This is a genomic window from Proteus hauseri ATCC 700826 (genome assembly GCF_001654965.1).
Taxonomy (GTDB): Bacteria; Pseudomonadota; Gammaproteobacteria; order Enterobacterales; family Enterobacteriaceae; genus Proteus; species Proteus hauseri.
Genome location: NZ_LXEV01000035.1, coordinates 1 through 25,824 on the forward strand (window position 1 = coordinate 1; position 25,824 = coordinate 25,824).

A 25,824-nucleotide genomic window follows, 5' to 3' on the forward strand; every position below is an offset into this window, starting at 1 on the left:
CTGAGAAAGAAAAAACTGAGCAAGATAAAGAATTAACTTCTGTAAAAGATGAATTTAAACAACTAACAAAAGAAAACAACAAGCCATCAATTGTTATCAGCAAACCTATCGACATTGAAAATACTTATAAATCAATGCAATTAATGGCTGAAAACGGTTATAAACTGATGGATATGCAACAAGGGCAGCTGCGTTATCTTACATCTGCAATCTGTTCTGTTAGTAATGAAAAAGCCTGTATTAGTGGCTTTACCCATTATCAAAATTTGAATAAATCAAATGCAACACAAACAGGAATAAGTGGTGCTTATCGTTTTGATATTAATCGAGTTCCTTTCGTTATGGGGTTAGCAATTGATACAGATGTATATTCATCATTACCAAAAGGATACCAACACCAAGGATATCCATTACCGCTTATCGGTTTTAGCCTTGATTTAATCCCTTCTTTAAATAAAGAACTGATTAGTAATGCATTACATTTATCCTTAAAAGGCGCTTATTTAAATCGTAAAGTATCAATTGAACGTCAGCAGTTAGAAGACACTGAAATGGGTAAAGGTAATGCTAAACTTTCTGGTTATCATATTGAGTTGCAGGGCTATTACCCATACTCAGCAACCAATGAACTAACATTAACTCCTTTTGCAGGTATTACATTTAATGAAATTTCTCGATCTGCGTATAGCGAGACAGAAGGTGCTAAATTTATCGCTCATTATGAAAAACTAAAAGAGCAGGCTCTGTCTGCTAAATTAGGCGTAAATCTAGATTATTTATTAACTCCATCCCTCACACTGAATACAAAAGCGGGTATGTTCTGGCAATTATCGCAACAACAGCGTGATTTCCGCAGTCATATTAAAAATTTAGGCCAGCAACATATTGAATATGCAGGAAATAAAAAACAGTTAAAACGACGTCCATTCGCTAATATTGGATTAACGTATCAAATTGATAAACAATCATTAGTCGGTACATCAGCAAATTGGGAAATAACAAAGTATCGTTATCACGATATGCAGTTTGGTGTTAATTATACTTATCGCTTCTAATATTTAATCATTGATGAGATAAAAGCAGATCTTCCTATGCATTAATGTGTAGGAAGATTTTTCATTTTCAGGAATTAAATTAAGAGATTAAAGTGGAAAAATATCTGATTAAAATAACAGTGAATCACTTGTTGTAGAAAAACCTTTTGTTTTATCAACCCACCAAACTTTGGTTGATACTTTTTCTAAAAGCGCTTTATTGTGGCTAAAAATAATCAAACTTAAAGGGCGACGCAGGCTCTCATTAATTAATACTTGCCAGATTTCAGCTTGAATTTTTGCATCTAATTGCGCAGTGACTTCATCAGCAATTAATATTTGTGTGCGTGGATCAAGCGCCCTTAATAATGCAATGCGCGCTAACTCACCACCAGATAATTCATTAGGCCTACGCGATAACCATTCTGATTTTATTTTTAATTTTTCAAACCAACTTTCATCAGGGCACCACGCATCACGCACGCTATCGCCTGTAGCGCGAAAGGGATTAAAACATTTATCTGGATGTTGAGGCACTAACTGAATTGGGCAATAACCTTTACTCGGCAATGGTTGTTGATTAAAAAGAATTTTGCCACTTGTAGGTGCTTGCCACTGGGCTAATACTCGCCCCAGCGTTGTTTTACCCGTTCCACTAGGTGCTGATATTCCTAACCTCTCTCCGGCATCTAAAGAGAACGAGAGGTCTTGCCATAACAGCTTACCTGCTTGCTTAACAGATAATTGTTGTAGCTCTAAAAGCGCCATAGGAATAACTCCAGTAATAATCTATTTCTTGAAATATTTAAAAATAAAACAGATAAACTGACTGCAATAATTAGTTTAGTGAAGTTTCATGTTGAGATAAGAACTGCTGCTCCGGTAACGCATTCCACAGTGTTTTCAGCCATTCACTGCCTTCATAATGATGGAGTGAAACGGCAGGAATAATTTCATTAAGCTCCCCCTGATTTAGCACCGCTATCGTATCAGCAAAACGAGCCGCTAATGCAAGATCATGAGTCACCCACAACACCGATTTACCTTGATTACATAGTTCTCGCAAATGACCTAATAGCAAGCTAGCGTGTTCGTCATCAAGCCACGATGTTATTTCATCAGCCAATATATATTGTGCGTTAGATAATGTCGCGTTACATGCCAAAATTCGCTTTGCCATTCCGCCAGAAAGTTTCGCTGGATAGGTTTTTACTAATGAGCTAGAAAGATGATAAAGCCCAAGCTGCTCGACAATATCTTCGGTTGTGATATCAGCACCACTTAAACGCGCAGAACGGCTAAGCTGCTCACCGATACAAATCAATGGATTTAATGCCGTCACACCTTGTGGAATATAACAAAAAGTATTGCCACGATAAGCAATAAGCTCTCTTTCTGTTAATGTGTGGCCGTTTAATTTAATTGCACCACGAACACGCATATTAGCGGGCAAAAGCCCTAACGCACTTTGCAGTAATAAGCTTTTCCCCTCTCCACTTCCACCAACTAAAGCAAGCATTTTCCCGGGTTTAATATCCAGTGATATCGATTTCAGTAAAGGTTGCCAACTGCGTTTTCCTAACCAACGAAACTGAGCAATATCAATGGAAAATTGTTCAAAACTTAACATCCTGCACCTCTTAACCAAAGCTGTTGCATCGCTTTGGCAAATTGATCAAATATCAATACCAGACACATTAAAATTAACCCCGGAAATACCACCATCCACCAAGAACCCGTACTTAAATAACGTAGTGCATCAGCCAATAACAAGCCCAAAGAAGGCTCATGCGCAGCTTGTCCAAAACCTAAAAAGCTTAATGCTGCACTATGTAATACCGCATGCGGAAACATCAGCAATGTACCAACAATCCATTGTGGCAATAGCATGGGCAGATAATGTTTTCTCACACATTCAAATGGAGAATTACCAATACGACGCGACAACATCACATAATCGGCTTCACGAACTCGCTGAATTTCGCCACGTAAAATCAGTGCTAACTTAGGCCAGTGAGTTAATGCTACAGCCCAAATAACGCCTTGCTGACCACCGCCAAGCGTAAAACAAATTAGAATAAGCAACAGTAAATGCGGTAACGCTAAAAGGGTATCAACAATCCCTCTTACCAGAAAATCACAATATGAGTTAATCGATGAAATACCAGCAAAAATAAGTGCTATCGATCCACTCACTACAGCACTGGTTAAACCGATATTTAAGCTACTTAACATACCTTGAAAACAGCGCAGCCAAAGTGAACGACCGAGATTATCAGTACCGAACCAATATTGTTCAGAAGGCGCCTGATTTCTTGCCAAAAAATCCATTGCAATATCGGTATGAGAAACCGATATTCCATACAACACCAACCCAATCAAGGCGAGAGTCACTAATAAAAGTCGCAATAGAGGCTTATTTGGGTCGTAAATCATGAGTCTCGTAAGATTCCTTTATTAATACGTCGCAATAACGAATTAGAAATAGTATTACCAATAAAGATCAAAATAGTACTGAAAACCACAATGCCCATTAACAGTGGAATATCGCCACGTAATCCTGCATCGACAGTCGCTTGTCCTAAACCGGGATAAGCAAATACTTTTTCAGCTAATAATGAGCCACCAAGAAGTTCACCAATTGATGCAAACTGTAAGCAAAGTGCAGGTGTAATGGCATGACGTAGAACATGAAATATCATCATAGCCCAACCTTTATCACCTTGCGCTTTAGCAAAATGGATAAACTCACTCCCCATTACTTCCGCAACTTTAGCCCGGGTGTGAAGTGCAATATTGCCAGTACCTAATAATCCAAGTGCGATCATAGGTAAAATAAGGTGAGATAACCGCTGACTAACCGTTGCAGCTTCAGCACTACTTCCCATAGGCCAAGCACAGCAAATTGGTGCCCAATGTAAGGTGACAGAAAATAGCGACAATAATAATAAGCCAACCCAAAATGTGGGTAATGAAGCCAAGAGATAAGAAAATGTCGAAATTATTCTATCTGGCCAACGGTTAAGATAACGCCCAGCCACTAATCCCATTAAAACACCAATAGCACCAGAAAAAACCCATGCTGAAAATAGCAAAATAAACGATGGCCCTGCACGCTCTCGAATAACATCAATCACAGGCATGTTATAAAGCATCGAATAGCCAAAATCCCCCTGAATAATCTGGCTAAACCAATACCAGAATCGCATCCAAAGAGGTTGGTCTAATCCCCAACGAGCTGCAATCAGCGGATATTGCTCGGGTGGCACATTGAGCAAATCACTGCCGATATACGCCTTAATGGGATCAATAGGCGAAAAACTTAACAAAATAAAAACACCCGCTGTTGTTACCAACAGCAGGCATAAGAGCCGCAGGAAAAATCCCGCACTTTGACGTATTACTGACAAGTCCACTTCCAAGTATCTACACTATTTAATAATGACCATGAGCCATGAATTTCTGGTGTGCCTGTCCCTAAATCAATGCAAGGATCCGTTAAATAAGTATGTTGAACATTCATTAGCCATGCCCATGCGGCATCACCTTTCACACCCACGCCTTGTTTGCCATCCCATTCCACGGCTTTCCAATGAGGTACAGCTTCTTGCCATGTATGTGCATCCAATGCAGCTTGAAGATGCTTTTCAACTTCAGGGTTTTTGTAATAGCCCGGATTGTAATAACCCACACCCGCGGCATTCGTGCTGTAGTGATGATACAACTCCATCGGATCAAGACTACCCCAGCCAAATAGGGTTGGATTGGAGTGCATATAGCGCTCTACGGTATCCCAGCTGCCTGATTTTAGATCCATTTGAATACCCAAGGGTTGCACTAAAGCACGGATTGACTCGGCTAAATCACGACGAGTCGCATCACCGCTGGTATACCATAAGGTGAGTTTGGCTTCTAAACCGTCTTTTTCACGAATACCATTTTTATTCAGCTTCCAGCCCGCATCTTCAAGAATTTGCTTGGCTTTCTCTACATCACCGTCTTTAAATGCAGCTTCGCTTTGATCCCAAGGCAGCCCTTTTACACCGGTATAAGCAGGAATAGCGTAGCCATCGAGCACTTGTTCCGATAATAATTTGCGATCAAGGGCATAGTTAATCGCTTTACGAATAGCAATATCCGCGGTGATATCATTACCAATATCATAGCCTAAATCGTTCTTTTCACCGGATTTCACCATTGGAAAAACGATACCCCTATTCTCAACGCTTGGGCGTTCCCATAATTTGATATTAGGTAAGTTTTTCGCAATTGCAGCCGTTGCAGGTGGAATACGAACAATACCGAGTTGCCCACTTTGCGCCGCGGCAAAAGCAGCATCTTCATCAAGGAAGACAAAAATCAGTTTTTCAAAGTCGTTTTTCTGTCCAGCATAATAAGGATTAGCCTCTACTATTAGCTGCTGTCCTGGCTGAAAACTCACCATACGATAAGGGCCTGCACCTATTGGTTTTTGTGCATAGGTTTTTTCATCATATTTATCAGCGGAAACAATACCCAACGAACCTAATACATTAACGAAGGTACTTTGTGGTGCTTTTAGCGAGATGGTAACGTGCAAATCATCATCTGCTTTTGCAGTGAGGAAATTACCCATATCCACTTTACCGCCACTTGCTGCTGCATTGTTATAAGTGAAAACAATATCTTTTGCTGTTAATGGCAAACCATCGGAGAATTTTAAATCTGGCTTCAGTGTCAGTTTCCATGTTTTACCATCTTCACTTGGCTGATAATCTTTTAGCATATTGCTATACCAAGTCAGATCTGCATTTTGTTTTAATAATGGGCTATGAAGTAATAAGTAGCTACCATGACTCCAGCCTAGCATTGGATCAAAGCCCTCGGTTGGCTCTTCACCAATGGCTAATTTTAATGTTTGTGCAGATACTGTAAAAGGGGTGCTAAATGCGGCTAAACAAGTTAGTGCAACTAATGATTTTCGCCAACTAAACCGAATACACATAAATATTCTCCGATTTTTTAGATATGACTTACCACCAGTCTCTATCAGTAAAAGAAGAGGCTGAAATAAGGTAATGGTTGTTATTATGAGGTACTGCAATAACGCGCACAGACTAAAGAATTAGTCGCCAATATCATAAAGTTTTTCATTCAAAGACTCGAATAATATTAGCCACTTTATTGATTTTACATAAACTTTTACTAAGCAACACGACTCATTATGGCAAACTTCTAGCGAGGCCACATTATTTTTCTCGTAAATAAGTTATATAATTTATACTGATCCTTATCGGTGAGCATAAAAGAGAATAAAATGTTATTTTTACGATATTCTATTAATCTGTTTCCCTTCTACTTATTGCCAAAATAATAAAACACCTAATGCGCCTATTTATTATTGAGAAGCTTTCTTAATTTAAAATAGCGTCGTCCTAAACGCCAACGTAATCTGAAATCCTTGGCATTTTTCCAAATTAACGCCCAAATACCTCGATCAAATAACTCTTGAACCATTTGGCTTTTAATTTCAGATGACTGAATACAATTAATAGAATGGATAATACCTAGACCTTCTTTCGCAATTTGCCAATAACAAGCATTAATACTTTTAGCAATTTTTTCATGCTTAATATTAATCGCATCCAACATTTCTACTATTTTCATATAATTATGTATTGTTCTAACATGGATGCTGTCATCCTGTTTGGTATGAGAAACAGAAGCAGAGTGAATAAAATAGTTGTAATAACACTCATCAATATATTTGACTCGTTTAGCCGTAAGTAGCACCTCCGTTGTCCATGGAATATCTTGATGATGCAATCCGGGTTCAAATCGATGGCCATGAGCTAATAAAAACTCTCGACGATAAATATTTAGCCAAGTGACATGCAAAAATTTTCTAGAGCCTAGCGCGATTTTTAGCCACTGAGGTCCGGTTAATATCTCTGTAGTACTTAATCGATTTGAGGGAAATATTTTCCTAGAAGGCCGTCCATCTTCATAAACATAATTCCCATTACAGGTTAAAACGTCTAAATTATCCTCTTGAGAAACTTTAAGCATTCTGCCATACATTTTGCAATCAATAACATCATCAATATCTGGAAAAACAACATATTGACCATTTGAAATATTAAATCCTGCATTACGTGCTGATGAAACTCCCTGATTATTTTGAATTAAAAGAGTAACGGATGGAAATTTACCCTTCCATTGATTAATAATATCAAGAGAATTATCTTCAGAGCCATCATCAACAAGTATAAGCTCCCAACTTTCTAACTTTTGATTTTTTAAATAATTGAAAAAACTATGTAAAAACGGACTTCCATTATAAATGGCAACAATGATACTCAATTGAGGGGCAAAGAGAGACATATAAAAAACCTTTTATTCTTGCTGAAATAATAACCACTTAAAAAATATTCCGCATGAGAATAACAGGTTTAATTCGTTTGAAATGTTGAAAAATTACCTTGTTCTTAATTTAGCTTTCAGATAAATATTTGAATTTATGCTAGCTAGCCGCATAAATTAATCTAAACTTAATTAAATCTATAACCTTGATTAATGAAATAATAATACTTATTTAAAGTTATATTTTTATTCATTTAAAAACAATAAATTAAAATCTATTAAAATAATTTTTTAAACTAAGTTCTAATTCATTATTAAGTTTTAAAAAAAATACCTTAAATAGCAAAACATCCGCAAATGCGGATGTTTCTATTTTATATTTATAGGTGGATACCTGTACTACTGTTTATTTATTCACTCTCATCTTCATCACAAACTTCAAGTTCAGGAAAGTAATCTACTCGCCATGACTTGATACCTTGATAGACTTCATCAACGGCATTTTTTACTGCTTCCGTCATTGGATAATAAAATCCAACCAGATCTGGCTGTATTCCTAGAAATGTAATATCTGGAATATCATCTTTTAATTGATCGATAAGAAAATTAAGCGGCATATTGTGGGTGCTCATAATAAACATTTCCGCTATATAATCAGGATCTATTACTCTGATTTCGCCCGGTTTTAAACCGATATCTGCCGCATCAACAATGACAACGCACTGAGGTTGTAACTCCCTCACTTGATAAGAGACATTTTCTGGAGCACTGCCACCATTAATCACAATCCATCCTTCAATAGGATTAGTTTCCATTAAATCGGCTAATAGCGGCCCTGCACCATCATCTCCCATCATGCTATTGCCAACAGTTAACACAACCTTCGGCGCTGTCATTTGTTTACTCATGGCTTTCTCTTCACAATTAAATAAATAGCAGGTTCAACGACAATTTCACCCAGCAAATCAATTAATTTTTGGCTCCATTCACTAAATATAGGATCCTCATTTTTAGTGATAGGATCAAACGCCAATGCTAATAGATGGGTGTGCTCAGAGTTAATATTGATCTCACCAAACGTCAGCAATCCTTGCATTTTTCTTTTTGCTTCGCCTTCAGGAAGAAGGGCAATCCATGCTTTATATTTTTCAAGTGGGCAAATTAATTCCGTTTTTAAGCAGTCAATCATGCCAACATGGTGGCCTATTGCCAGCGAGTAATACATCACTTGCTGGGCTTCTGCTGGCACATCATCGTCGCTATCAACAAATTTCTGTCTTAACGACCAAAAATAAACATTTGCATCATCAGACATGGGCTGCTCCTTGGCTTAATGAATGAACCAGTCGTTTTACAATCTCAGATAATCGAGGATCGTTCGCTTGGCGTAACCATTCATCCACTCTACCACTCACCTCTTGTACAGTTGCACCATCAAGTAAAGTGAGGAAATGGTCACTGATTTGTCTTCCTTGATAATAACCCGCAAGGCGGCGAGCTTCGCGCTCAATCATAACTCGCGCATCTAATGGGATCGAAGGCAAAATAAGTGATGCTTGCTCGTTTTCAACTTCCGTGTGTGAAACACCTTTTAGTTTTTGATCAAGCAGACCTAATGCAACCGCAAAACCATAAATTGTTGCGGCAGGCGTTGGAGGACAACCTGGGATCCATACATCAATAGGAACGATAGATTCACTACCACCCCATACGCAGTAAAGATCGTGAAAAATACCGCCACCACAACCACATGCGCCATAAGAGATACAAATTTTTGGATCGGGTGCTGATTCATAAGCACGTAATGCAGGCACACGCATTTGGCGCGTTACGGCCCCAGTAAATAATAAAATATCTGCATGACGGGGAGATGCGACGACTTTAATACCAAAACGTTCAGCGTCAAAAACGGGGGTAATCGCTGAGAAAATTTCGATTTCACAGCCATTACAACCACCACAGTCGACACGGTAGACATAAGCTGAGCGTTGAATATCTTTCAGCAACGTCTGTTTCAGCTTTTTCACCTGATCATTTAATGTGATGGGTTGGCTAACATGATGATTTACGGTAATTTCTGGTAGACTCATTTTTTTGTACTCCCGATATTACCCATACTTAAATTTTCTTGGCCATCGGATAACAAGTTATGTTTACGCTTACAGTCAGGACAGGTTTCAAATTGTGGACGCATCGATTCCACCGTTTCTTCATCCCAACCAGAGTGCACTAACAGCGCCATAGCATAATCGACAGATTTTTTTGGCGTAAATGGCTGATGACACTCTCGGCAACGCAATAATTTAAATGTCCCTTTAATATAGAGATCCGATTTTTGAGTTACTGCGGTTTCAAACATATCCGATAAAACAATGGCCCTTGTTGGGCATACCTCTTCACAGCGACCGCAGTAAATACACCGACCGAGAAATAGTTGCCAGTAACGCTCACCTGTTTCCAGATTATTTTCCATCGTTAATGCATTGGCAGGACATGCCGCGGTACACGCACCACAGACAATACACTGCTGAGCATCATACTCAGGCTTTCCTCTGAAACCATCAGGTAAATCCAGCGGCTTAAATGGATATTTTGTCGTTGCTTCGCCTGTTTTAATAATGGTTTTAAACAATTTTAACATCGTTCATTCCCTCACTTGAGCGGCGAATTTTTACGTTCAATGCTATAACGTTCAATTTCTTTATAAGAAACTGTTTTTGATTTACGTTTTTTCACATCAACGAGCGTTACCCTGTCAGTACAGGAATAGCAAGGATCAAGGCTACCAATAATTAATGGCGCATCAGAAACAGTATTTCCTTGCAACATATAACGTAATACAGGCCAATTAGCATAAGTCGCAGCACGACAACGCCAGCGGAAGAGTTTTTGGTTATCACCCAACATACTCCAGTGAACATCCTCACCGCGTGGTGCTTCAGTAAAACCAAGTGCAAATTTGTAAGGCTGATAAGTAAAGCCTTCGGTTAACAATGGCCCCTCTGGTAAGTTATCCAGTGCGTATTCAATCATTGATAATGAATCAAGCACTTCTTTGATACGAACCATCACGCGAGAGAATACATCGCCACCTTCATAACTAAATAGTGTTAATGGAAGATTGCCATAATCTGCAAATGGGTGATCAAAACGAACATCACGTTTAAAACCACTGGCTCTGATCATTGGCCCTACTGGACTAAAGTCACGAGCAACTTTTCTATCTAAAATACCCACACCGACTGTACGCTGCTCCATATTCGGCGTAGATAACAAAATATCAACCAGTTCAGTGACTTCACGACGCATCTCTCTGATTAACATAATGGTTTTTAGACGTTGGTCTTTTAAGATATCGCGACGAATACCACCAATTAAATTCAGACCATAAGTTTTACGTGCACCAGTCAGCATTTCTGCAATTTGCATTGATTTTTCACGAATGCGGAAAAATTGCATAAAACCAGTATCAAAACCAGTAAAGTGACTAGCTAAGCCAATATTTAATAAGTGACTATGAAGACGTTCAACTTCTAGCAAGATGGTTCTAATCGTATGAGCACGACGAGGCACTTCGATGCCTAATGCATTTTCTACAGAGGTGACATACGCAACACTGTGAGTAAAGCCACAAATACCACAAACACGGTCTGATAAGAATGTAACTTCATTATAACCCATTCGGGTTTCAGCCAGTTTTTCCATACCACGGTGAACATAGAACATGCGGTAATCTGCATCGACAATGTTTTCACCATCAACAAATAAGCGAAAGTGTCCTGGTTCATCTGATGTGATGTGCATTGGACCAATAGGCACAACACGCGCATCTTTTTTACCATCATTAATAAACGGATAAGTTTCTGTTTCTGTTGTTGGTGCTGGACGTTGACGATAATCCATCGCATCTTTACGCAGTGGATACATCTCATCTGGCCAATCATCAGGTAAAACTAAACGACGTTCATCAGGTAAACCAACGGGAATAAGACCGTACATATCACGAATTTCACGTTCACCCCAAACAGCAGCAGGAACGCGTGGAGTGACAGATGGGAATTCTAAAGTAATCGGGCTAACATGGGCTTTGACTACTACCCAACATTTCTCGCCCTCTTCCATTGATAATGCATAATAAACGGCATAATCGCCATTTAAGCTACGTTCATCGTTACCAAATAACACAGGTAACCAACCACCTAAACCGTAATACAGGTATTCCACCACTTCAGGCAGTGATTCCGTTTTTACTGTTATCGTCAATTGATCAGCGGTTTGACGCTCTTCATCAAGAACGGCGGATGGAAATTTCTCCCGGACTTTAGCAACATAACCTGCACCGAGTTCTTTTCCTTCTTTTCTACTGACATAATTTTGATAGCTCACGTTACATCTCCTGAACCGATGTTGATTGATTGCTGATTAAAGCCTGTGGCCATGTATAAGTGGGTGATTCGCTGTTATCGATATTCATCACTATATTGGCCGCGTTTTCCAGTAATTCACTGACTGGCTTAGGAATGTGTGTACCCATTAACAGCATGAGTGCAATCAGAATGACCATCGGTAATGTGGTTAAAATACCTAGCTCACCTTTTGCTACAGCATCTGGTTTTTTACCAAATACGGTTTTAGCAACCATGCGAACTAATCCACCTAATACCACGGTTAATAACAATAATAATAGGATAGTTAAACCAATATGCCCTGCGGCTAAACCCGCAACCACGACCATAAATTCACTGATAAAGACGTTGAAAGGTGGCATTCCCCCTAAAGCTAATGCACCACCAGCAAATAACGCAGCGCTAAATGGCATCACTTTAAACATACCTTTAACGACATTTAAGTCTCTTGTGCCGTATTTCAGCAGCACGTTACCAGAGCCACAGAACAGTAATGCTTTCGCTAAGCTGTGGTTTAAAGTATGGAATAAAGCGGCAAGAATACCAATTGGTCCACCAATACCGAGAGCCACGGCAATTAACCCCATATTTTCCACACTGGAATAGGCTAAAAGACGTTTCATATCGCGCTGAATAAGAATAAAGAACGCCGCGATAGCCACAGAAAGGAAACCGAAAATCAGAAGTAAATTACGAGTGAAATCAGTACCAATTGCAGCATCAATAATGATGTAGTAACGAATAATAATCAGCAGAGCACAATTTAGTAAAACAGCAGATAACAGCGCACTCACTGGGCTTGGCGCCTCACTGTGTGCATCTGGTAACCATGCGTGCATTGGGAATAAACCTGTTTTGGTACCAAAACCGATTAAGATAAAGACAAAGGCCAAGTGCATTAATGTAGGATCAAGTTGATCGGTATATTTCAGCACTTCAGTCCAGAAGATGGCTTGATCAGGATCTGGCATAAAACTGGCGGCATTGGCATAAACTAAAATCGTACCGAATAAACCAAATGCAACACCCACACTACAAATGATGATGTATTTCCATGCAGCTTCTAAAGAAGAGCGTTGGCCATAAATTCCCACTAAGAATGCAGAACTCAGCGTTGTCGCTTCTATTGCTGCCCACATTAAAATCAAGTTATTACTGGTGATAGCTAATAACATGGTGAATAAAAAGAGGTGGAAAAAACCATAATAATTACACAAAGTACGAACAGAGATTTCACCCTCATCGACTTCATGATTCATATAACCTATTGAATAAAGCCCCGTTAAAAAGCCGATAATGCCCAAGATCACAAGGAACAACGCACCTAAGCTATCAACATGAACCCAATTTGCTGCTGTCAATATCTCGCCATGAGTCATTACATCAGCCACAGTACCCAGTGCGGCAACCAGCAGTACTGTAATACCTATCGCATGAATGCCAGTCACAACAGGACGAGCACCAGCTTTTAATAACGGGCTTAGAAATGCCAGTATCGAAAATACCAGCGGTGCAAACATTAAAATTGTTAACATGGTTGTTTGGTTCATCTCCTCACCCCTTCAGCGCGGTCAGTTGATCCACGTTCAGTGTGTTGAGCGTGCGGTAAATCTTACGAGCTAGAACTGCCATCACAATCACCGCAAAAATTGCGTCTGTTGCGATACCGATCTCCACAAGTTCAGGTGCTCTCCACGCTAATAATGCCAAGGTTAAGTGAGAGCCGTTTTCCATTAAACAGTAACCAAAGGCTTGTTTTAGAATATTACGCTGGGTCACGATACACAGCAGACCTAACATAAAGTGTCCCAATGAAACGGCTAACGCAGGTTTCAAATCAACAACCATTGGTATTTGAATTGGCTCAACCACAAACCAGCATAAAATAACGATAACAGCCGCCAGTAGCATCAATAGAGCCGGACTAATCACGCTCACATTTGCACTGGGATCGGACAATTTACGGAATGCGAATCCCATAATCAGTGGTACTAGCAGAACTTTAGTAAAGAAGGCAGTAATTGCCCAAAGTGTTAATTGATGTGCATCTAGCGTATTTGCCAAGGTGACAAAAATCATCACCAAAACAAAAGATTGTAGTGCATAGAACCAACAAGAGGCGATTGGCTTTTTCGCACCAATAACCAGCAGAGAGGTTATCATCATTAACCCCGCCAAATTATTTACAATAAGAGCTCCAGTCATGATTTATCTCCCTTATCCTAGCCAAGTGACCGCGATAACACTGGAACAGAAAGACATAACAATCAGCACACCAATCACGATTTGCATCGCAATAGGAACAGGTTGTCCTTCTGCCACTTCATTACTTGGTTTGCCAGGAACAACACGACCAAACCAGTAGATAAACCAAGTGAAACTCGCTACAGATTCAATCAGTACCAGCACCATAATTGGTGTCATTACCCAGAAAACACTCGATAACTCAAAACCGGCAGCAAAGATTGGGAATTTACTGAAGAAGCCATTAAGAGGTGGAACACCGGCTATCGCTAATGCGGCGACACAAAAACCCACACCGAGTAATGGATACTTATTAATTAACCCTCTTAAGCGCGGCAGCATGCGCGTACCACAGCTATAACTCAGCGCACCAGCCACTAAGAAGAATAAGCTTTTTGCAAAAGCATGGTTAAAGATATAAGCAACACCACCATTAAATGCTTCACGAGGTCCAAAGATAGAGATAGATAACGCAAGGAAGATGTAAGAAAGCTGGGTAATGGTTGACCATGCCAACAGGCGTTTCATATCTTTTTGTGGCAGATACATCATAAAGCCATAAATCAGCGTAATGACTGCCATGGTGATACCCACCCAACCAATGATATGAGGTACCTCACCGCCAGAAAGAATGGCACGAGCAAAGATATATACCCCAACTTTAACCATTGATGCAGCGTGTAAGTAAGCACTCACAGGGGTAGGTGCTTCCATCGCATCAGGTAACCATGCTTGTAATGGTAACTGTGCTGATTTCCCCCAAGCAGCAAATAAAATGCCACCGAAAACAATCAGTTTTGTTGGTTCATCAAGCGTTGCGATAGCGGTTAACTCAAAGCTTCCGGTGCTGACAAACAAAGTCGCAGCAGCAAGATAAAGACCAATAGAGGCAACGTGAGTAATCAATAACGCTTTCATCGCTGAACGCAGTGATTTATCCGATTGGTAGTAACCGATTAGTCCCCAAGAACATCCCCCTGTGATTTCAAAAAACAGGAGTTGACCAAGAATAGTCGAAGAAAGCACTAAACCCGCCATTGCGCCAATAAAGATTAATAAGAATGCGTAATAGCGACGAGTACCATCGTGTGGATGCTCACGGTTGCCACTGGTGAGATAACCAGTAGAGTAGAAACTAACTAGCAACCCTAAGAACACAACAGCAAACGCAATTAAGGTACTTACACGGTCGATAGTAAAACCAAACAGTGCAACATCACCGTATTGTACTAGCGTAATTGTGGTATCAACTTTGCCTTCAGCCAAAAACTGCCAGCCAAGGAAAACCGTACCGAGTGTTGCGAGCAGTGCGAACAGTGTACACAACCACTTCGCCATCCGATTTGGCATTAAGGACGTAATCAACGCCCCCGCAAATGGGATGAGTAAGGTCGCAAGAGCTATATTTTCCATTGTAATCATCGCTCCTTATAGACCAGTTAAATAGAAAACAAGAGCCAGTGCCGCAACACCGAATCCTAACCATGTCACGTGATGAGTCAGCAAGAAGCGACCACGCGCTAAACTGTTCTCAACCAATGACGCCAATACAAATACAACAAATAATTTCACTGCCATCAGAACTAACGCAATAATTATTGCGACAAACGTAAACTCACTTGCTTTACCAAAAGGAATAAAGACTGCAAGGAAAAGCTCCGCAATCACGACTTGTTTAAGACCAATACCAAGCTTAACTAAAGCAAAACCAGAGCCAGAATATTCAGTTAATGGCCCTTCTTGTAACTCTTGTTCTGCTTCTGCAACGTCAAACGGCATTTTGCCCATTTCAATAAATGAAGCGAAAGCACAGGCTAACAGCGCTAATAATGTTGCGGTTGGTGATACCCAACCTTGCGCTAAAGTCGCACTGATAGTGCCTACGTTGGTTGAACCAACGACCAAGGCAACAACAATCAGCGACAGCACTAAGATAGGCTCAACTAATACACCCAGTGTTAATTCACGACTTGCACCGATACCCGCAAATGGGCTTCCTGAATCCAAACCCGATAAAGAGAAGAAAAAACGAAACAGTGCAAACAGATAAATCAGGGCGATTAAGTCAGCAGCACCACCAAACAGCGAAGTTGATGTAAACACGGGCAGCGCCATTGCAACCACCAGCATGCTACCTAACAGCACATAAGGCATTATTTGGAAAATAACGCCTGATTGTTCAGGTGCTACAGATTGACGTTTAAGTAACTTAAAAATATCTCGGTAATCTTGCAAAATTCCAGGGCCTTGACGAGAGTGCATCTTGGCGCGGATCTGGCGAGAAATACCGGTACATAATGGTGTTATTGCTAACAAAAATAGTGCTTGAATAAGAGCAATAATCCCCATCATGAACGTTGGTGCTTCTTGGAAAGTCATGAGTCCCTCTCCTTACGCTGCGATAACTAAAAGCAAGATGACCAGCGCGGCTACAACGTACAGACAATAGAGTCTAAAATCCCCGCCTTGTAGGCATTGGATACGTTTAGCAAAACGTTGGATACCACGAACCAGTGGATAAATAATGCGTTCATCCCAGAATGGTTCGACCTTTTCAGCACCGAGCTGTGTTTTATTAAAACCACGCGACAGTAATGGAGATGGATCAAGCTGTTTACGCATACGATAAAGCGGTGCGAACATACTACGTAATGCTTGAGTAAAACCACCTGCTGATACTGCCATGTCTTTTTCCCAGTTATAACCACAAGCCCAAGGGTTACCTTTACGGCGAAATGCAGGCTGACCGCCTTTTATGCCGAGGTAAATCAGGAATGGAATAAGTGGTAAGGCAATTAATAAAATAAATGTTAAGGCAGGAGAGAACATGGCTTGTGATGCCGCATCAGGGATCAGTAGCGAGCCTTGAGTCACTGTTAATGCGCTGGTTTCACTTAATGACATCGCAATATTGGCGATAATAGGTGCTACGAATGAAGCACCAACCCCTAAAACGATACAAAAGAGCGCTAACAATCCCATCGCAATGGTCATTGGTAGTGGAACTTCTTTTGCTTTAGTCGCTTGTTCACTACGAGGACCACCACAAAAGCTTACGCCATAAACTTTCACGAAACACATTGCAGCAAGAGCGCCGGTGATGGCTAACATAATAATCGCTATCGGGCCACTTAAGCGCATAACGAAGTTACCTTCGTAGCTCATCGAGAAAAGTGATTGATAGGTATACCATTCACTAACAAAACCATTCAGTGGTGGTAAAGCTGAAATCGCCATACAACCAATTAAAAAGGCGGTTGCAGTGTAAGGCATCAGTTTTGCTAAGCCACCCATTTTATCCATATCACGAGTGTGAATTTGGTTAATAATGGCACCCGCACCAAGGAATAATAAGCCTTTAAATACGGCGTGGTTTAACAAGTGGTATAACGCACCTAATAAACCAAGCGCAGCAATAACAGAATGATTTGTTGCAATTCCCACCATACCAACGCCAACACCCATTAAGATGATGCCGATATTTTCAACGGTGTGCCACGCAAGCAGACGTTTCAAATCATGCTCTGCTAAGGCATACATCACACCGAGTACAGAAGAAACTGCACCAAATGCAAGAACCACAATCCCCCACCACATTTCGGTCGCACCAAGTAAATCGATACCCACTTTAATTATCCCGAAGATACCAATTTTCACCATCACACCAGACATTAATGCCGATGCATGAGAAGGTGCTGCGGGGTGAGCTTTTGGCAACCAGCTATGTAATGGCAACATACCGGCTTTGGCACCAAAACCAAAGAACGCCAGTAAAAACACCACAGAAGCCATTGCTGGAGAAAGAGAAAGTTGACGGAATGAATCAAAATCGAGGCTACCACTTTCACGCCACATCAAGAAGAAGGCAATCATGATAAGGACTGAGCCTGCGTGAGCGATAAAGAAATAGAGTAAACCGGCATGAATAGATTCGTCATCTTGGTCAGCAATAACTAAGAACCAAGATGCAAGTGACATCATTTCAAACAGGATAATAAAGTAAAAGGCATTATCCATTACTACCAGCCCAACCATTGAAGCAATAAATAGATTCATAAAGAATCCCATGCTCCATGCGCCACGACCTTTATATTCTTGTACATAGGCAAGAGAATAAAGCGCACACACGCTGACGAGTAGAGAAATAACAAACACCATAAAAGCAGCGAGCATATCCATTCGCACAACAAATGCGGCAAATTCAAAAGGCCCTGCTGCGGTAAAACTCACGGTTTCACCATTTAAAATTACGGGTAATGCACTAAGAATACCCAGCACACCACCAATTATTGCGCTGATACCCGAAATAAGGATTGCCAGCCCTTCCTGCTTTTTTAAAAACAGTGCAATAATGCCACCAACAACATACAGGATGACTGACCACAGCAGTAACTGAAGAGGTTCCATATTACTTCCGCTCCTGTGTCAAAGTAGATAAAGAGTCAAGGCTCGCCATCGGTTCCATTGCAGTTCCTAATCTGCGTGCTTTTACCTGCTCATCAAGGCTATCTTCTTCAACTAAATGCAGGGCATCTGTTGGACAGACTTTGACACAAGCAGGGCCATCATCAGAGAAACTACATAAGTCACATTTCACAGCGATAGCGCGGACGCCTGCATTCCATGCAATAAATGGGTTTACTGTTGGTAAACTACCAGGGACATCAGCCAACATCTCTTCAGGTACGTAATAATCAAAAACAGCCGGTAAATTAACGGGTTTACTGCCCGATGGTGTAATCGCACCAAATGGACAAACAAGACCACATAACTTACAGCCAATACATAAACTCTCATTAAGAAAGATGGCATTATCTTCATGAGTGATGGCATTGACTGGGCACACGCGAGCACAAGGAGCATCCTCACAGTGCCGACAAAGCATCGGGGCTGTTTGATCCTCCACTTTAACCACTGTAAGACGCGGATGCGCCTGTAAACCCACAGCTTGGTGAACTTCCGAGCAAGCTGCCATACAGGTGTTACACCCTATGCATCGTTGTGGCTCTGCAATTACAAAGCGATTCATTCGCCACATCCTCCAAGAAAAACATTTAACAGCAACGCTGTCGTCAATTTTTCTTTAAATAAAGCATTTTTCGTGCCAAGAGAGGATTGAATTTATTTTTCATAAAAATCATATAATTATAAAAGTATAGATTTTCGTTATAAATAAAAAGAATAACGATAAATGACGAATCGACAGTTATGACGTTGACAGTGAGAAAAGATGTAAAACAGGATCGTCATTAAAAATGACACAAAGATGGCGTAACTAAATGATAAAAACAGGTAAAAAAGAAGCGTAAAACAAAAAACTGAATTATCTTTTAAATCTCAATAACTCAGCTCTGTTTAATTGTTTGATAAAAAAAATAAATAAGTAATTACGGCATTAATGGTGATACTAATGGTTCTCTATTATCATTAATAACCTGACCAAAGCGTTCACTGCCTTTATTCCAATCAGCAATTGCGTTTTGAATCTCTTCTTTGCTTCGGCCAACAAAATTCCACCACATTAGTATTTTCTCATTTAAAGGCTCACCGCCTAAAAAGAGGATCTGGCTATCGTTACTTAATTCTATGGTTAATGAACTATTTTGGGTTTCGATATAGGCTAATTCGTTGGCATTAAAAACTTCATTCCCTATTGTCATTTTTCCCGTTAAAACAAAAAGACCATATTCAAATTTTTCTTTTAGCAGTAATGATATGCAAGTGGCTTTCTTTGCAGTTATTCCCATTCCAACCATTGGTAATAAGCAAAGTACAGAGGAAGTATAGTGTTGATAATCACCAATTAATAACGTGAAGTTTGCATTATCAGATTGCCATTTAGGTAAATTAGGATAATGGTCAAATCGTGGCGGCATATTTCTTTTGTCTTTAGGTAATACAATCCATAACTGCGCAAGATGAACTTCTTTTTTATCACCATAACTATCTTCTGAATGACTAATACCATGACCTGCTGTCATTAAATTAACTTGGTTAGGACGAATAACTTGCTGATAACCTAAACTATCGCGATGTAATATTTCTCCTTCTAGCATCCAAGTAAATGTTTGCAAACCAATATGAGGATGTGGCGCGATAGCGAGCTTATCTACACTGCCATTAAAAACAGTTGGACCTAAATGATCAAGAAAACACCAAGGGCCAATCAAACGTTGCTTTTTATCTGGTAAGGCGCGATAGGTCTCAATTCCACCTACATCGCGAGTTTTAGAGATAATTCGTAATGGGGAATTTGCCGCATCTGAGAGTTGATGTTTCATTGTTCACCTACTTTTAAATTGAGAATTAAACAATTAAAAATGCATAGTCTTATCATTTTAGCTATTTATCTCAGTCTAGACGCTAAGCTTATTTCTCTCAATAAGGATAAATTATCCTTTTAATAAAAAAATAAGCCTGAATATTCAGGCTTATAGTAAATTATTGAAGATTTTTTTAGTTTTTATAAATTTTCTTTTCAACTTCTTTCATTGTATTTAAACCACACTGCAAATCCTCAGGCGTTGCTTCAGTAAAACCTTCGGTAAAGGTTGCTGATAAATAAGCATCTACCATCATTTTAGCTTTAAATGGTGTTATTAATAGTCCACCCATAGCAAGAATATTGCAGTTATTTATAACTTTACAAAAACGTGCACTTGTTACACTCTCACAAACACCACAATAAACATTTTTATGTTTATTAGCACTTATACTTACACCCATGCCGGTTCCACAAAAAATAAAACCAATATACTCAGGATGTTCTGAGATAATAGCCCCGACTTGATCACCTACATCACAATAACCTATAGGCCCAGACTCAGTAATATCTTTTATTGTGTAGTGTTGCGCTAATAGATGAGATTTAACTGCATCTTTAAGATCATAACCTGATGGGTCGGCGCCCATAATAATGGTTTTCTTTTCCATATAACCTCCTAAATTAATTTAAGAATTACTGGTAAAAAACCTAATCAGTTGATAATTAAGAACTAATAAGTTTTTTATTGATAAAATCATTAAAGAGAATACTTAAAGTATAGATCATATATCTATATTAGGTTTATCAAATTGAATTTAATTAAAAGAATGGCTTATATTATGATATGGAATCTAATTCCATAATAAGATGCATTATCACTAAATCATAACTGAATAAATGACAATAAAGATGATAATTCGGTGGTAAATAAGAGTAAAAAAATAAAAGAGATATTTCAGAGTAAATAATTATATTGGAAGTGGTTTCCCTAGTACAACAAAATATAAAATAAATATCAATAATATTACAGGATTACAGTTTTTATCTATACTCCATAAATATCTCTTAAAGGAAATCAAAATAACTTATAAAATAAATATTGCTGTGGGTTATCTTTACCAAAACAACCTACCACTACATTCTAAAAAAATGGTTATTTTTTGCCAATTCCAATTGAGCATCGTTCATTCTATTTTGGCATTAAGTGGAAATAAATCAGAGATATTTGACTGATGAATAATAACATAAAAAATAATATGGCGCAGTAATACAAATCACTCAATATTTTAGAAAGAAAAATCGTTTATTACATCAATAAATATGATTTTAAAAATAAAAAAACCGCAAATATTGATTTCTTATTTGCGGTAATTTATTTATCGCGCATCATGCTTGCGCTGAGTAGAATAATCAGCCGATTATTTTACGCGTGATACATATTCGCCTGAACGAGTATCAACTTTAATCACTTCACCGATTTGTACAAACAGTGGCACTTTAACCACAGCACCAGTGCTTAAGGTTGCTGGTTTACCACCTGTACCTGCGGTGTCGCCTTTCAGACCTGGATCTGTGTCAACGATTTCTAACTCAACAAAGTTTGGTGGAGTAACAGAAATTGGGCGATTATCCCACAGTGTTACGATACACTCTGCTTGGTCGATCAGCCATTTGGCATTGTCGCCAACGGCTTTTTCGTCTGCGGCTAACTGCTCGAAAGTTTCGTTATTCATGAAATGCCAGAACTCACCATCGTTGTACAGGTAAGTTAAGTTGATATCCATGACATCAGCACCATCAGCAGAATCAGTAGATTTAAATGTTTTTTCCAGTAATTTATTAGAGATCAGTTTGCGCAGACGCACACGAGCAAATGCCTGACCTTTACCTGGTTTAACAAATTCACATTCAGTAATGACGGCTGGCTCGCCATCTAACATGATTTTAAGACCTGAACGAAAATCGTTGGTATTATAAGAAGCCATGAATATCCTCTAACTTTTTTAATTTAAAATGGCATAGCCAAAAAATGGCACACATTGTAACTCATAATCACCCCACCAGAGAAGTCTGGTTAACACAACTCGCGCAGGCAATCAGTGATCCTGTTGAATTACTCCAACTTTTAGCGTTGGAGCATCACGATGAGCTCCAAAAAGGCGCTCAAGCGCGACGGCTTTTTCCTTTACGGGTTCCCCGTGAATTCGTTGCACGCATGAAAAAAGGCGATCCTAACGATCCATTACTTTTACAAGTATTAACTGCAAATGCTGAATTTACCCTAACACCGGGATTTTCTACAGATCCGTTAGATGAGCAACAAAATGCGCTGCCGGGTTTATTACATAAATATCAGAATCGTGCATTGCTTCTGGTCAAAGGTGGTTGCGCTGTCAATTGCCGTTACTGTTTTCGACGCCATTTTCCTTATGAAGATAACAAAGGAAACAAAGCAAACTGGCAAAAGGCAATAGAGTATATCAAAAATAACGTAAAACTCGATGAAATCATCTTCTCTGGAGGCGACCCTCTGATGGCAAAAGATGACGAGTTAGATTGGTTGATTTCACAATTAGAAGCGATACCGCATATAAAACGCTTACGCATTCATTCTCGTTTACCTGTAGTGATCCCCGCTCGCATCACTCAAACATTATGCGATAGATTGCAGCGCTCACGATTACAAGCATTAATGGTACTGCATATTAATCATGCCAATGAAATTGACGATGCATTAAGAGAGGCCTGTTTAAAACTAAAACATGCCAATGTGACATTATTAAATCAAGGCGTTTTATTGCGAGGTATTAACGATAATGCGCATACTCTTGCCGATTTAAGCCGTGCATTATTTGATGCAGGTGTGATGCCTTATTATCTTCATGTTTTAGATAAAGTGCAGGGTGCGGCTCATTTTATGGTATCTGATATAGAAGCCAGAGAAATTATCAAAACATTAATGAGCTTAGTTTCAGGTTATATGGTTCCAAAATTAACACGTGAAATTGGCGGAGAACCAAGTAAAACATTATTAGACTTAGGCTTGCGTCAGCAATAACTTTTGCCATTAAATCATCATGAAAACAAAAAAGCTGTAGTTCAGTTTAGTGACTACAGCTTTTTATTATCTATTAGCAAATACACAATTTGTTTATGCCGATTACTGGCATTTATAAACTTGTCCACTCATCTTGCTATCTAATGGTGCAAAACTATCAACAATACTTCCTGCGCCAGTACCGACGTTAAAAATAACATTACCGCCCATTTGAGCAGCTTTGTTACGTAAATCGTTAGCAGCACCACGCAGTGATTGGCTTTCAGAGCGGGAACCCGATAACCAGTTATTTTGAACACCGGTAACAGTTCCTAATAACTGGCATTCACTGCCTGGCTGCGTATCAGTGATTTGTACCTGTGAGCCCGCAGTGGTCAACGTAGTTGTCGCAGAACACCCTGCTAACAATAAAGCGGCAGCGGCTCCCAATAACAATTTAATTCGCATGATTCCCTCATTTATTTGAGTGTCAGTTCAGTAATGACAACAATATACCTTGTCATCCCTCTAATGCGCAAAAATAAATCACCATCTCACTTTAGTCAGCAGTCTAAATAAAATATTTTCGCTTTAAGCTTATTTTAACTTACAGATTCAGCTTTGAGATAGACAAAGCAGTATTGTGGCTATTCTACACCGCTTTCATACTTTTAAAATGCTTTGATAGATTATCAACCTATACAGTGCGAGTATGAGCACATTATTTGTGTATTTGATAAAAACCTTCAGATAATTTTTCATTCTCTGAAGGTTTTATAGGATCCTTAATTTAAATGATGATTTAATGCTTCTTCTTTTAAATCGAGCTCATGACGTAAGCGATGATAAATATGCTCATTAATATGTCTCGATTTACGCAATTGCTGTAATGCATCTCGCTCTGTTTTTAACGCGCTACGTGATAATTGGCGTTCCATACTAAACAACCTTTTGAGATCAAGCGCACCAACTTGTGCATCGTCTTCGTTATCAAGACGACGATTATAAATCTCGAGTAAGTGTGTGCCTGCTTCGATACGCAGTGACATCTCATCAAGATCTTCACAAGGCTGATTCATCAGTTCGTTAATATGTGCTATCGCCGCTTCATTTAAGGCTAAACGAGTGCGAATTTCATCATCTTCATAAGGTAAATCTTCTGATAATCCTTTGGTCAGTATAGGTAACGCGAAAGTAGCTATCAATAACGAACAAAGAATAACACCCATCGCTATAAAAATAGCGAGTTGTCGGTTTGGAAAAGGCGAACCATCAGACATCAATAGTGGTAATGTTAAAATACCCGCTAAGGTGATAGCACCTCTTACGCCTGCCGTTGCCATTACTGCCATTAAACGAATATGATGACGCGATAAACGTTTTTCTGGATTACGGAAGACGGTTAACGACATTGAAATCCACACCCATGAAAAACGCAGAACCGCAAGTCCAATGGTAATAATGACAACATAACCTAAAACACCCCAAGGGCTTGTAGAACCTGCTGATGCGGTCACTTCAGGTAAAGAACGCCACATACCTGGCAATTGCTCACCCAATAAAATAAAAATCATACCATTTAATGAGACTTGAACTGTATCCCATACCGCTTTACTTTGCATTCGTGTTGCGGCTTGCATACGCCCGACAATTTTTTCGTAGTGCATTGCAATACCTGCAACCACCGCCGCTAAAATGCCTGATACATGAAAATGTTCAGCAACTAAATAAGCAAAAAATGGCATTAATAAACTAATTAAGATCTGAATAGCCGGATCTTCACCAGTGCGTCTAACTAAAAACTGATTTAGTCGCCCGATTAAGCCAGCAACGATAAGGCCAATCACCACACCACCAAGAGCAACTAATAAAAATTGCCCCGCAGCAGAAACAATAGAAAATGAACCTGTAAGTGCGGCAGCCACAGCAAAACTAAAACAAACTAAGCCTGTGGCATCATTAAGTAGCGACTCGCCTTCTAAAATATGTGTCATACGTGAAGGTAGTGGCGAATTGACAGTCATGGCAGAAACCGAAACCGGATCGGTAGGTGACAAAATTGCCGCTAATGCAAAGGCTACTGCTAATGAAATAGAAGGAATAAGCCAATGAATAAAAAAGCCCATACCAATAACAGTGACCACAACTAAACCAATTGCCAGAGACATTATCGGTTTAATTTCTTGAAATAGCGCTTCTTTAGGAATTCGCCATCCATCTAGAAATAGTAAAGGCGGAATAAACAAAAGCAAGAAGAGGTGAGGATCAAAAGCAACCTCAAAACCGAAAATAGAAAGACAGGCACCTAAGGCTATCTGAATGATAGGTAAAGGAATTTTTTCTGATAATAATCGAGAGATAAACACACTCACGATTACAGCGAATAAGAAAATCAGCACAATGGCGACAACAGACATAGTGAATACCCCAATTTATATAATATTTTATATCGGGTGCAGTAAAAACGATCTGTGATCTAGTTGTAAAGAAATAAGT

Annotated in this window: 24 protein-coding genes; 2 read left to right on the forward strand and 22 right to left on the reverse strand. The window is 39.4% G+C overall.

Translation table 11 applies throughout. The features are described from left to right. Nucleotides 1-1,055: autotransporter domain-containing protein (locus tag M997_RS16085; protein WP_248846341.1), on the forward strand; the 1,055-nt coding region annotated here is incomplete at its 5' end. A 108-nt stretch (nt 1,056-1,163) separates the two neighbouring features. Here the strand turns inward: M997_RS16085 and M997_RS16090 are convergent. The 20 genes from M997_RS16090 to efp all read right to left on the reverse strand — a co-directional run bounded on the left by M997_RS16090 (nt 1,164) and on the right by efp (nt 22,276). Further along, nucleotides 1,164-1,802, reverse strand: coding sequence for an ATP-binding cassette domain-containing protein (locus tag M997_RS16090; protein ID WP_064721132.1), 639 nt, complete (start codon nt 1,800-1,802; stop codon nt 1,164-1,166). A 70-nt stretch (nt 1,803-1,872) separates the two neighbouring features. After that, nucleotides 1,873-2,664: an ATP-binding cassette domain-containing protein gene (locus tag M997_RS16095; protein WP_064721133.1), complete on the reverse strand. Its 792-nt coding sequence runs from the start codon at nt 2,662-2,664 to the stop codon at nt 1,873-1,875. Next, nucleotides 2,658-3,470, reverse strand: coding sequence for an ABC transporter permease (locus M997_RS16100; protein WP_064721134.1), 813 nt, complete (start codon nt 3,468-3,470; stop codon nt 2,658-2,660). The genes M997_RS16095 and M997_RS16100 overlap by 7 nt, the downstream gene beginning before the upstream one ends. Further along, entirely contained in the window at nt 3,467-4,450 is a 984-nt protein-coding gene (locus M997_RS16105) for an ABC transporter permease (RefSeq protein ID WP_074379369.1), read from the reverse strand. The genes M997_RS16100 and M997_RS16105 overlap by 4 nt, the downstream gene beginning before the upstream one ends. Then, nucleotides 4,435-6,018 (reverse strand): ABC transporter substrate-binding protein, encoded by a 1,584-nt coding sequence (locus M997_RS16110; RefSeq protein ID WP_064721135.1) that lies wholly within the window; start codon nt 6,016-6,018, stop codon nt 4,435-4,437. Before M997_RS16110 ends, M997_RS16105 begins: the two co-directional genes overlap by 16 nt. A gap of 386 nt (nt 6,019-6,404) precedes the next feature. Continuing rightward, nucleotides 6,405-7,397, reverse strand: coding sequence for a glycosyltransferase (locus M997_RS16115; RefSeq protein ID WP_064721136.1), 993 nt, complete (start codon nt 7,395-7,397; stop codon nt 6,405-6,407). A gap of 389 nt (nt 7,398-7,786) precedes the next feature. Next, nucleotides 7,787-8,284: a hydrogenase maturation peptidase HycI gene (gene hycI, locus M997_RS16120; RefSeq protein WP_064721137.1), complete on the reverse strand. Its 498-nt coding sequence runs from the start codon at nt 8,282-8,284 to the stop codon at nt 7,787-7,789. Then, nucleotides 8,281-8,691: a formate hydrogenlyase maturation HycH family protein gene (locus M997_RS16125; RefSeq protein WP_064721138.1), complete on the reverse strand. Its 411-nt coding sequence runs from the start codon at nt 8,689-8,691 to the stop codon at nt 8,281-8,283. Before M997_RS16125 ends, hycI begins: the two co-directional genes overlap by 4 nt. Continuing rightward, the gene (locus M997_RS16130) at nt 8,684-9,466 is read right to left on the reverse strand and encodes an NADH-quinone oxidoreductase subunit B family protein (protein WP_064721139.1); all 783 of its coding nucleotides are present in this window, start codon (nt 9,464-9,466) and stop codon (nt 8,684-8,686) included. The genes M997_RS16125 and M997_RS16130 overlap by 8 nt, the downstream gene beginning before the upstream one ends. Then, nucleotides 9,463-10,017: a hydrogenase 4 subunit H gene (gene hyfH / locus M997_RS16135; protein WP_064721140.1), complete on the reverse strand. Its 555-nt coding sequence runs from the start codon at nt 10,015-10,017 to the stop codon at nt 9,463-9,465. Before hyfH ends, M997_RS16130 begins: the two co-directional genes overlap by 4 nt. Nucleotides 10,018-10,028: 11 nt before the next feature. Beyond that, nucleotides 10,029-11,762, reverse strand: coding sequence for a hydrogenase large subunit (locus M997_RS16140; RefSeq protein WP_064721141.1), 1,734 nt, complete (start codon nt 11,760-11,762; stop codon nt 10,029-10,031). Between the two features lies 1 nt (nt 11,763). Beyond that, on the reverse strand, nt 11,764-13,332 hold the full coding sequence (locus M997_RS16145; RefSeq protein ID WP_064721142.1) for a hydrogenase 4 subunit F: 1,569 nt from the start codon (nt 13,330-13,332) through the stop codon (nt 11,764-11,766). A gap of 4 nt (nt 13,333-13,336) precedes the next feature. Continuing rightward, nucleotides 13,337-13,987 (reverse strand): hydrogenase 4 membrane subunit, encoded by a 651-nt coding sequence (gene hyfE / locus M997_RS16150; RefSeq protein ID WP_064721143.1) that lies wholly within the window; start codon nt 13,985-13,987, stop codon nt 13,337-13,339. A gap of 12 nt (nt 13,988-13,999) precedes the next feature. Then, nucleotides 14,000-15,448: a hydrogenase 4 subunit D gene (locus M997_RS16155; RefSeq protein ID WP_064721144.1), complete on the reverse strand. Its 1,449-nt coding sequence runs from the start codon at nt 15,446-15,448 to the stop codon at nt 14,000-14,002. 6 nt (nt 15,449-15,454) lie between these two features. Then, nucleotides 15,455-16,405 carry a respiratory chain complex I subunit 1 family protein gene (locus tag M997_RS16160; RefSeq protein ID WP_064721145.1) on the reverse strand — a complete coding sequence of 317 codons (951 nt, stop codon included), beginning with the start codon at nt 16,403-16,405 and terminating at the stop codon, nt 15,455-15,457. 12 nt (nt 16,406-16,417) lie between these two features. After that, the gene (gene hyfB / locus M997_RS16165) at nt 16,418-18,433 is read right to left on the reverse strand and encodes a hydrogenase 4 subunit B (RefSeq protein ID WP_064721146.1); all 2,016 of its coding nucleotides are present in this window, start codon (nt 18,431-18,433) and stop codon (nt 16,418-16,420) included. A gap of 1 nt (nt 18,434) precedes the next feature. Then, the gene (locus M997_RS16170) at nt 18,435-19,055 is read right to left on the reverse strand and encodes a 4Fe-4S dicluster domain-containing protein (RefSeq protein ID WP_064721147.1); all 621 of its coding nucleotides are present in this window, start codon (nt 19,053-19,055) and stop codon (nt 18,435-18,437) included. Nucleotides 19,056-19,413: 358 nt separating this feature from the next. Next, nucleotides 19,414-20,307: a pirin family protein gene (locus M997_RS16175; RefSeq protein WP_064721148.1), complete on the reverse strand. Its 894-nt coding sequence runs from the start codon at nt 20,305-20,307 to the stop codon at nt 19,414-19,416. A 175-nt stretch (nt 20,308-20,482) separates the two neighbouring features. After that, nucleotides 20,483-20,959: an RpiB/LacA/LacB family sugar-phosphate isomerase gene (locus M997_RS16180; RefSeq protein ID WP_064721149.1), complete on the reverse strand. Its 477-nt coding sequence runs from the start codon at nt 20,957-20,959 to the stop codon at nt 20,483-20,485. A 750-nt stretch (nt 20,960-21,709) separates the two neighbouring features. Next, nucleotides 21,710-22,276 carry an elongation factor P gene (gene efp / locus M997_RS16185; protein ID WP_064721150.1) on the reverse strand — a complete coding sequence of 189 codons (567 nt, stop codon included), beginning with the start codon at nt 22,274-22,276 and terminating at the stop codon, nt 21,710-21,712. 44 nt (nt 22,277-22,320) lie between these two features. Between efp and epmB the strand changes: the two genes are divergently transcribed. Next, entirely contained in the window at nt 22,321-23,349 is a 1,029-nt protein-coding gene (epmB, locus tag M997_RS16190; RefSeq protein WP_064721151.1) for an EF-P beta-lysylation protein EpmB, read from the forward strand. A gap of 102 nt (nt 23,350-23,451) precedes the next feature. On the opposite strand, the gene M997_RS16195 is transcribed toward epmB, so the two are convergent. Further along, nucleotides 23,452-23,796: a DUF4156 domain-containing protein gene (locus tag M997_RS16195; RefSeq protein ID WP_064721152.1), complete on the reverse strand. Its 345-nt coding sequence runs from the start codon at nt 23,794-23,796 to the stop codon at nt 23,452-23,454. Nucleotides 23,797-24,113: 317 nt separating this feature from the next. Further along, nucleotides 24,114-25,745, reverse strand: coding sequence for a Na+/H+ antiporter (locus M997_RS16200; RefSeq protein WP_064721153.1), 1,632 nt, complete (start codon nt 25,743-25,745; stop codon nt 24,114-24,116). Between the last annotated feature and the right edge of the window lie 79 nt (nt 25,746-25,824).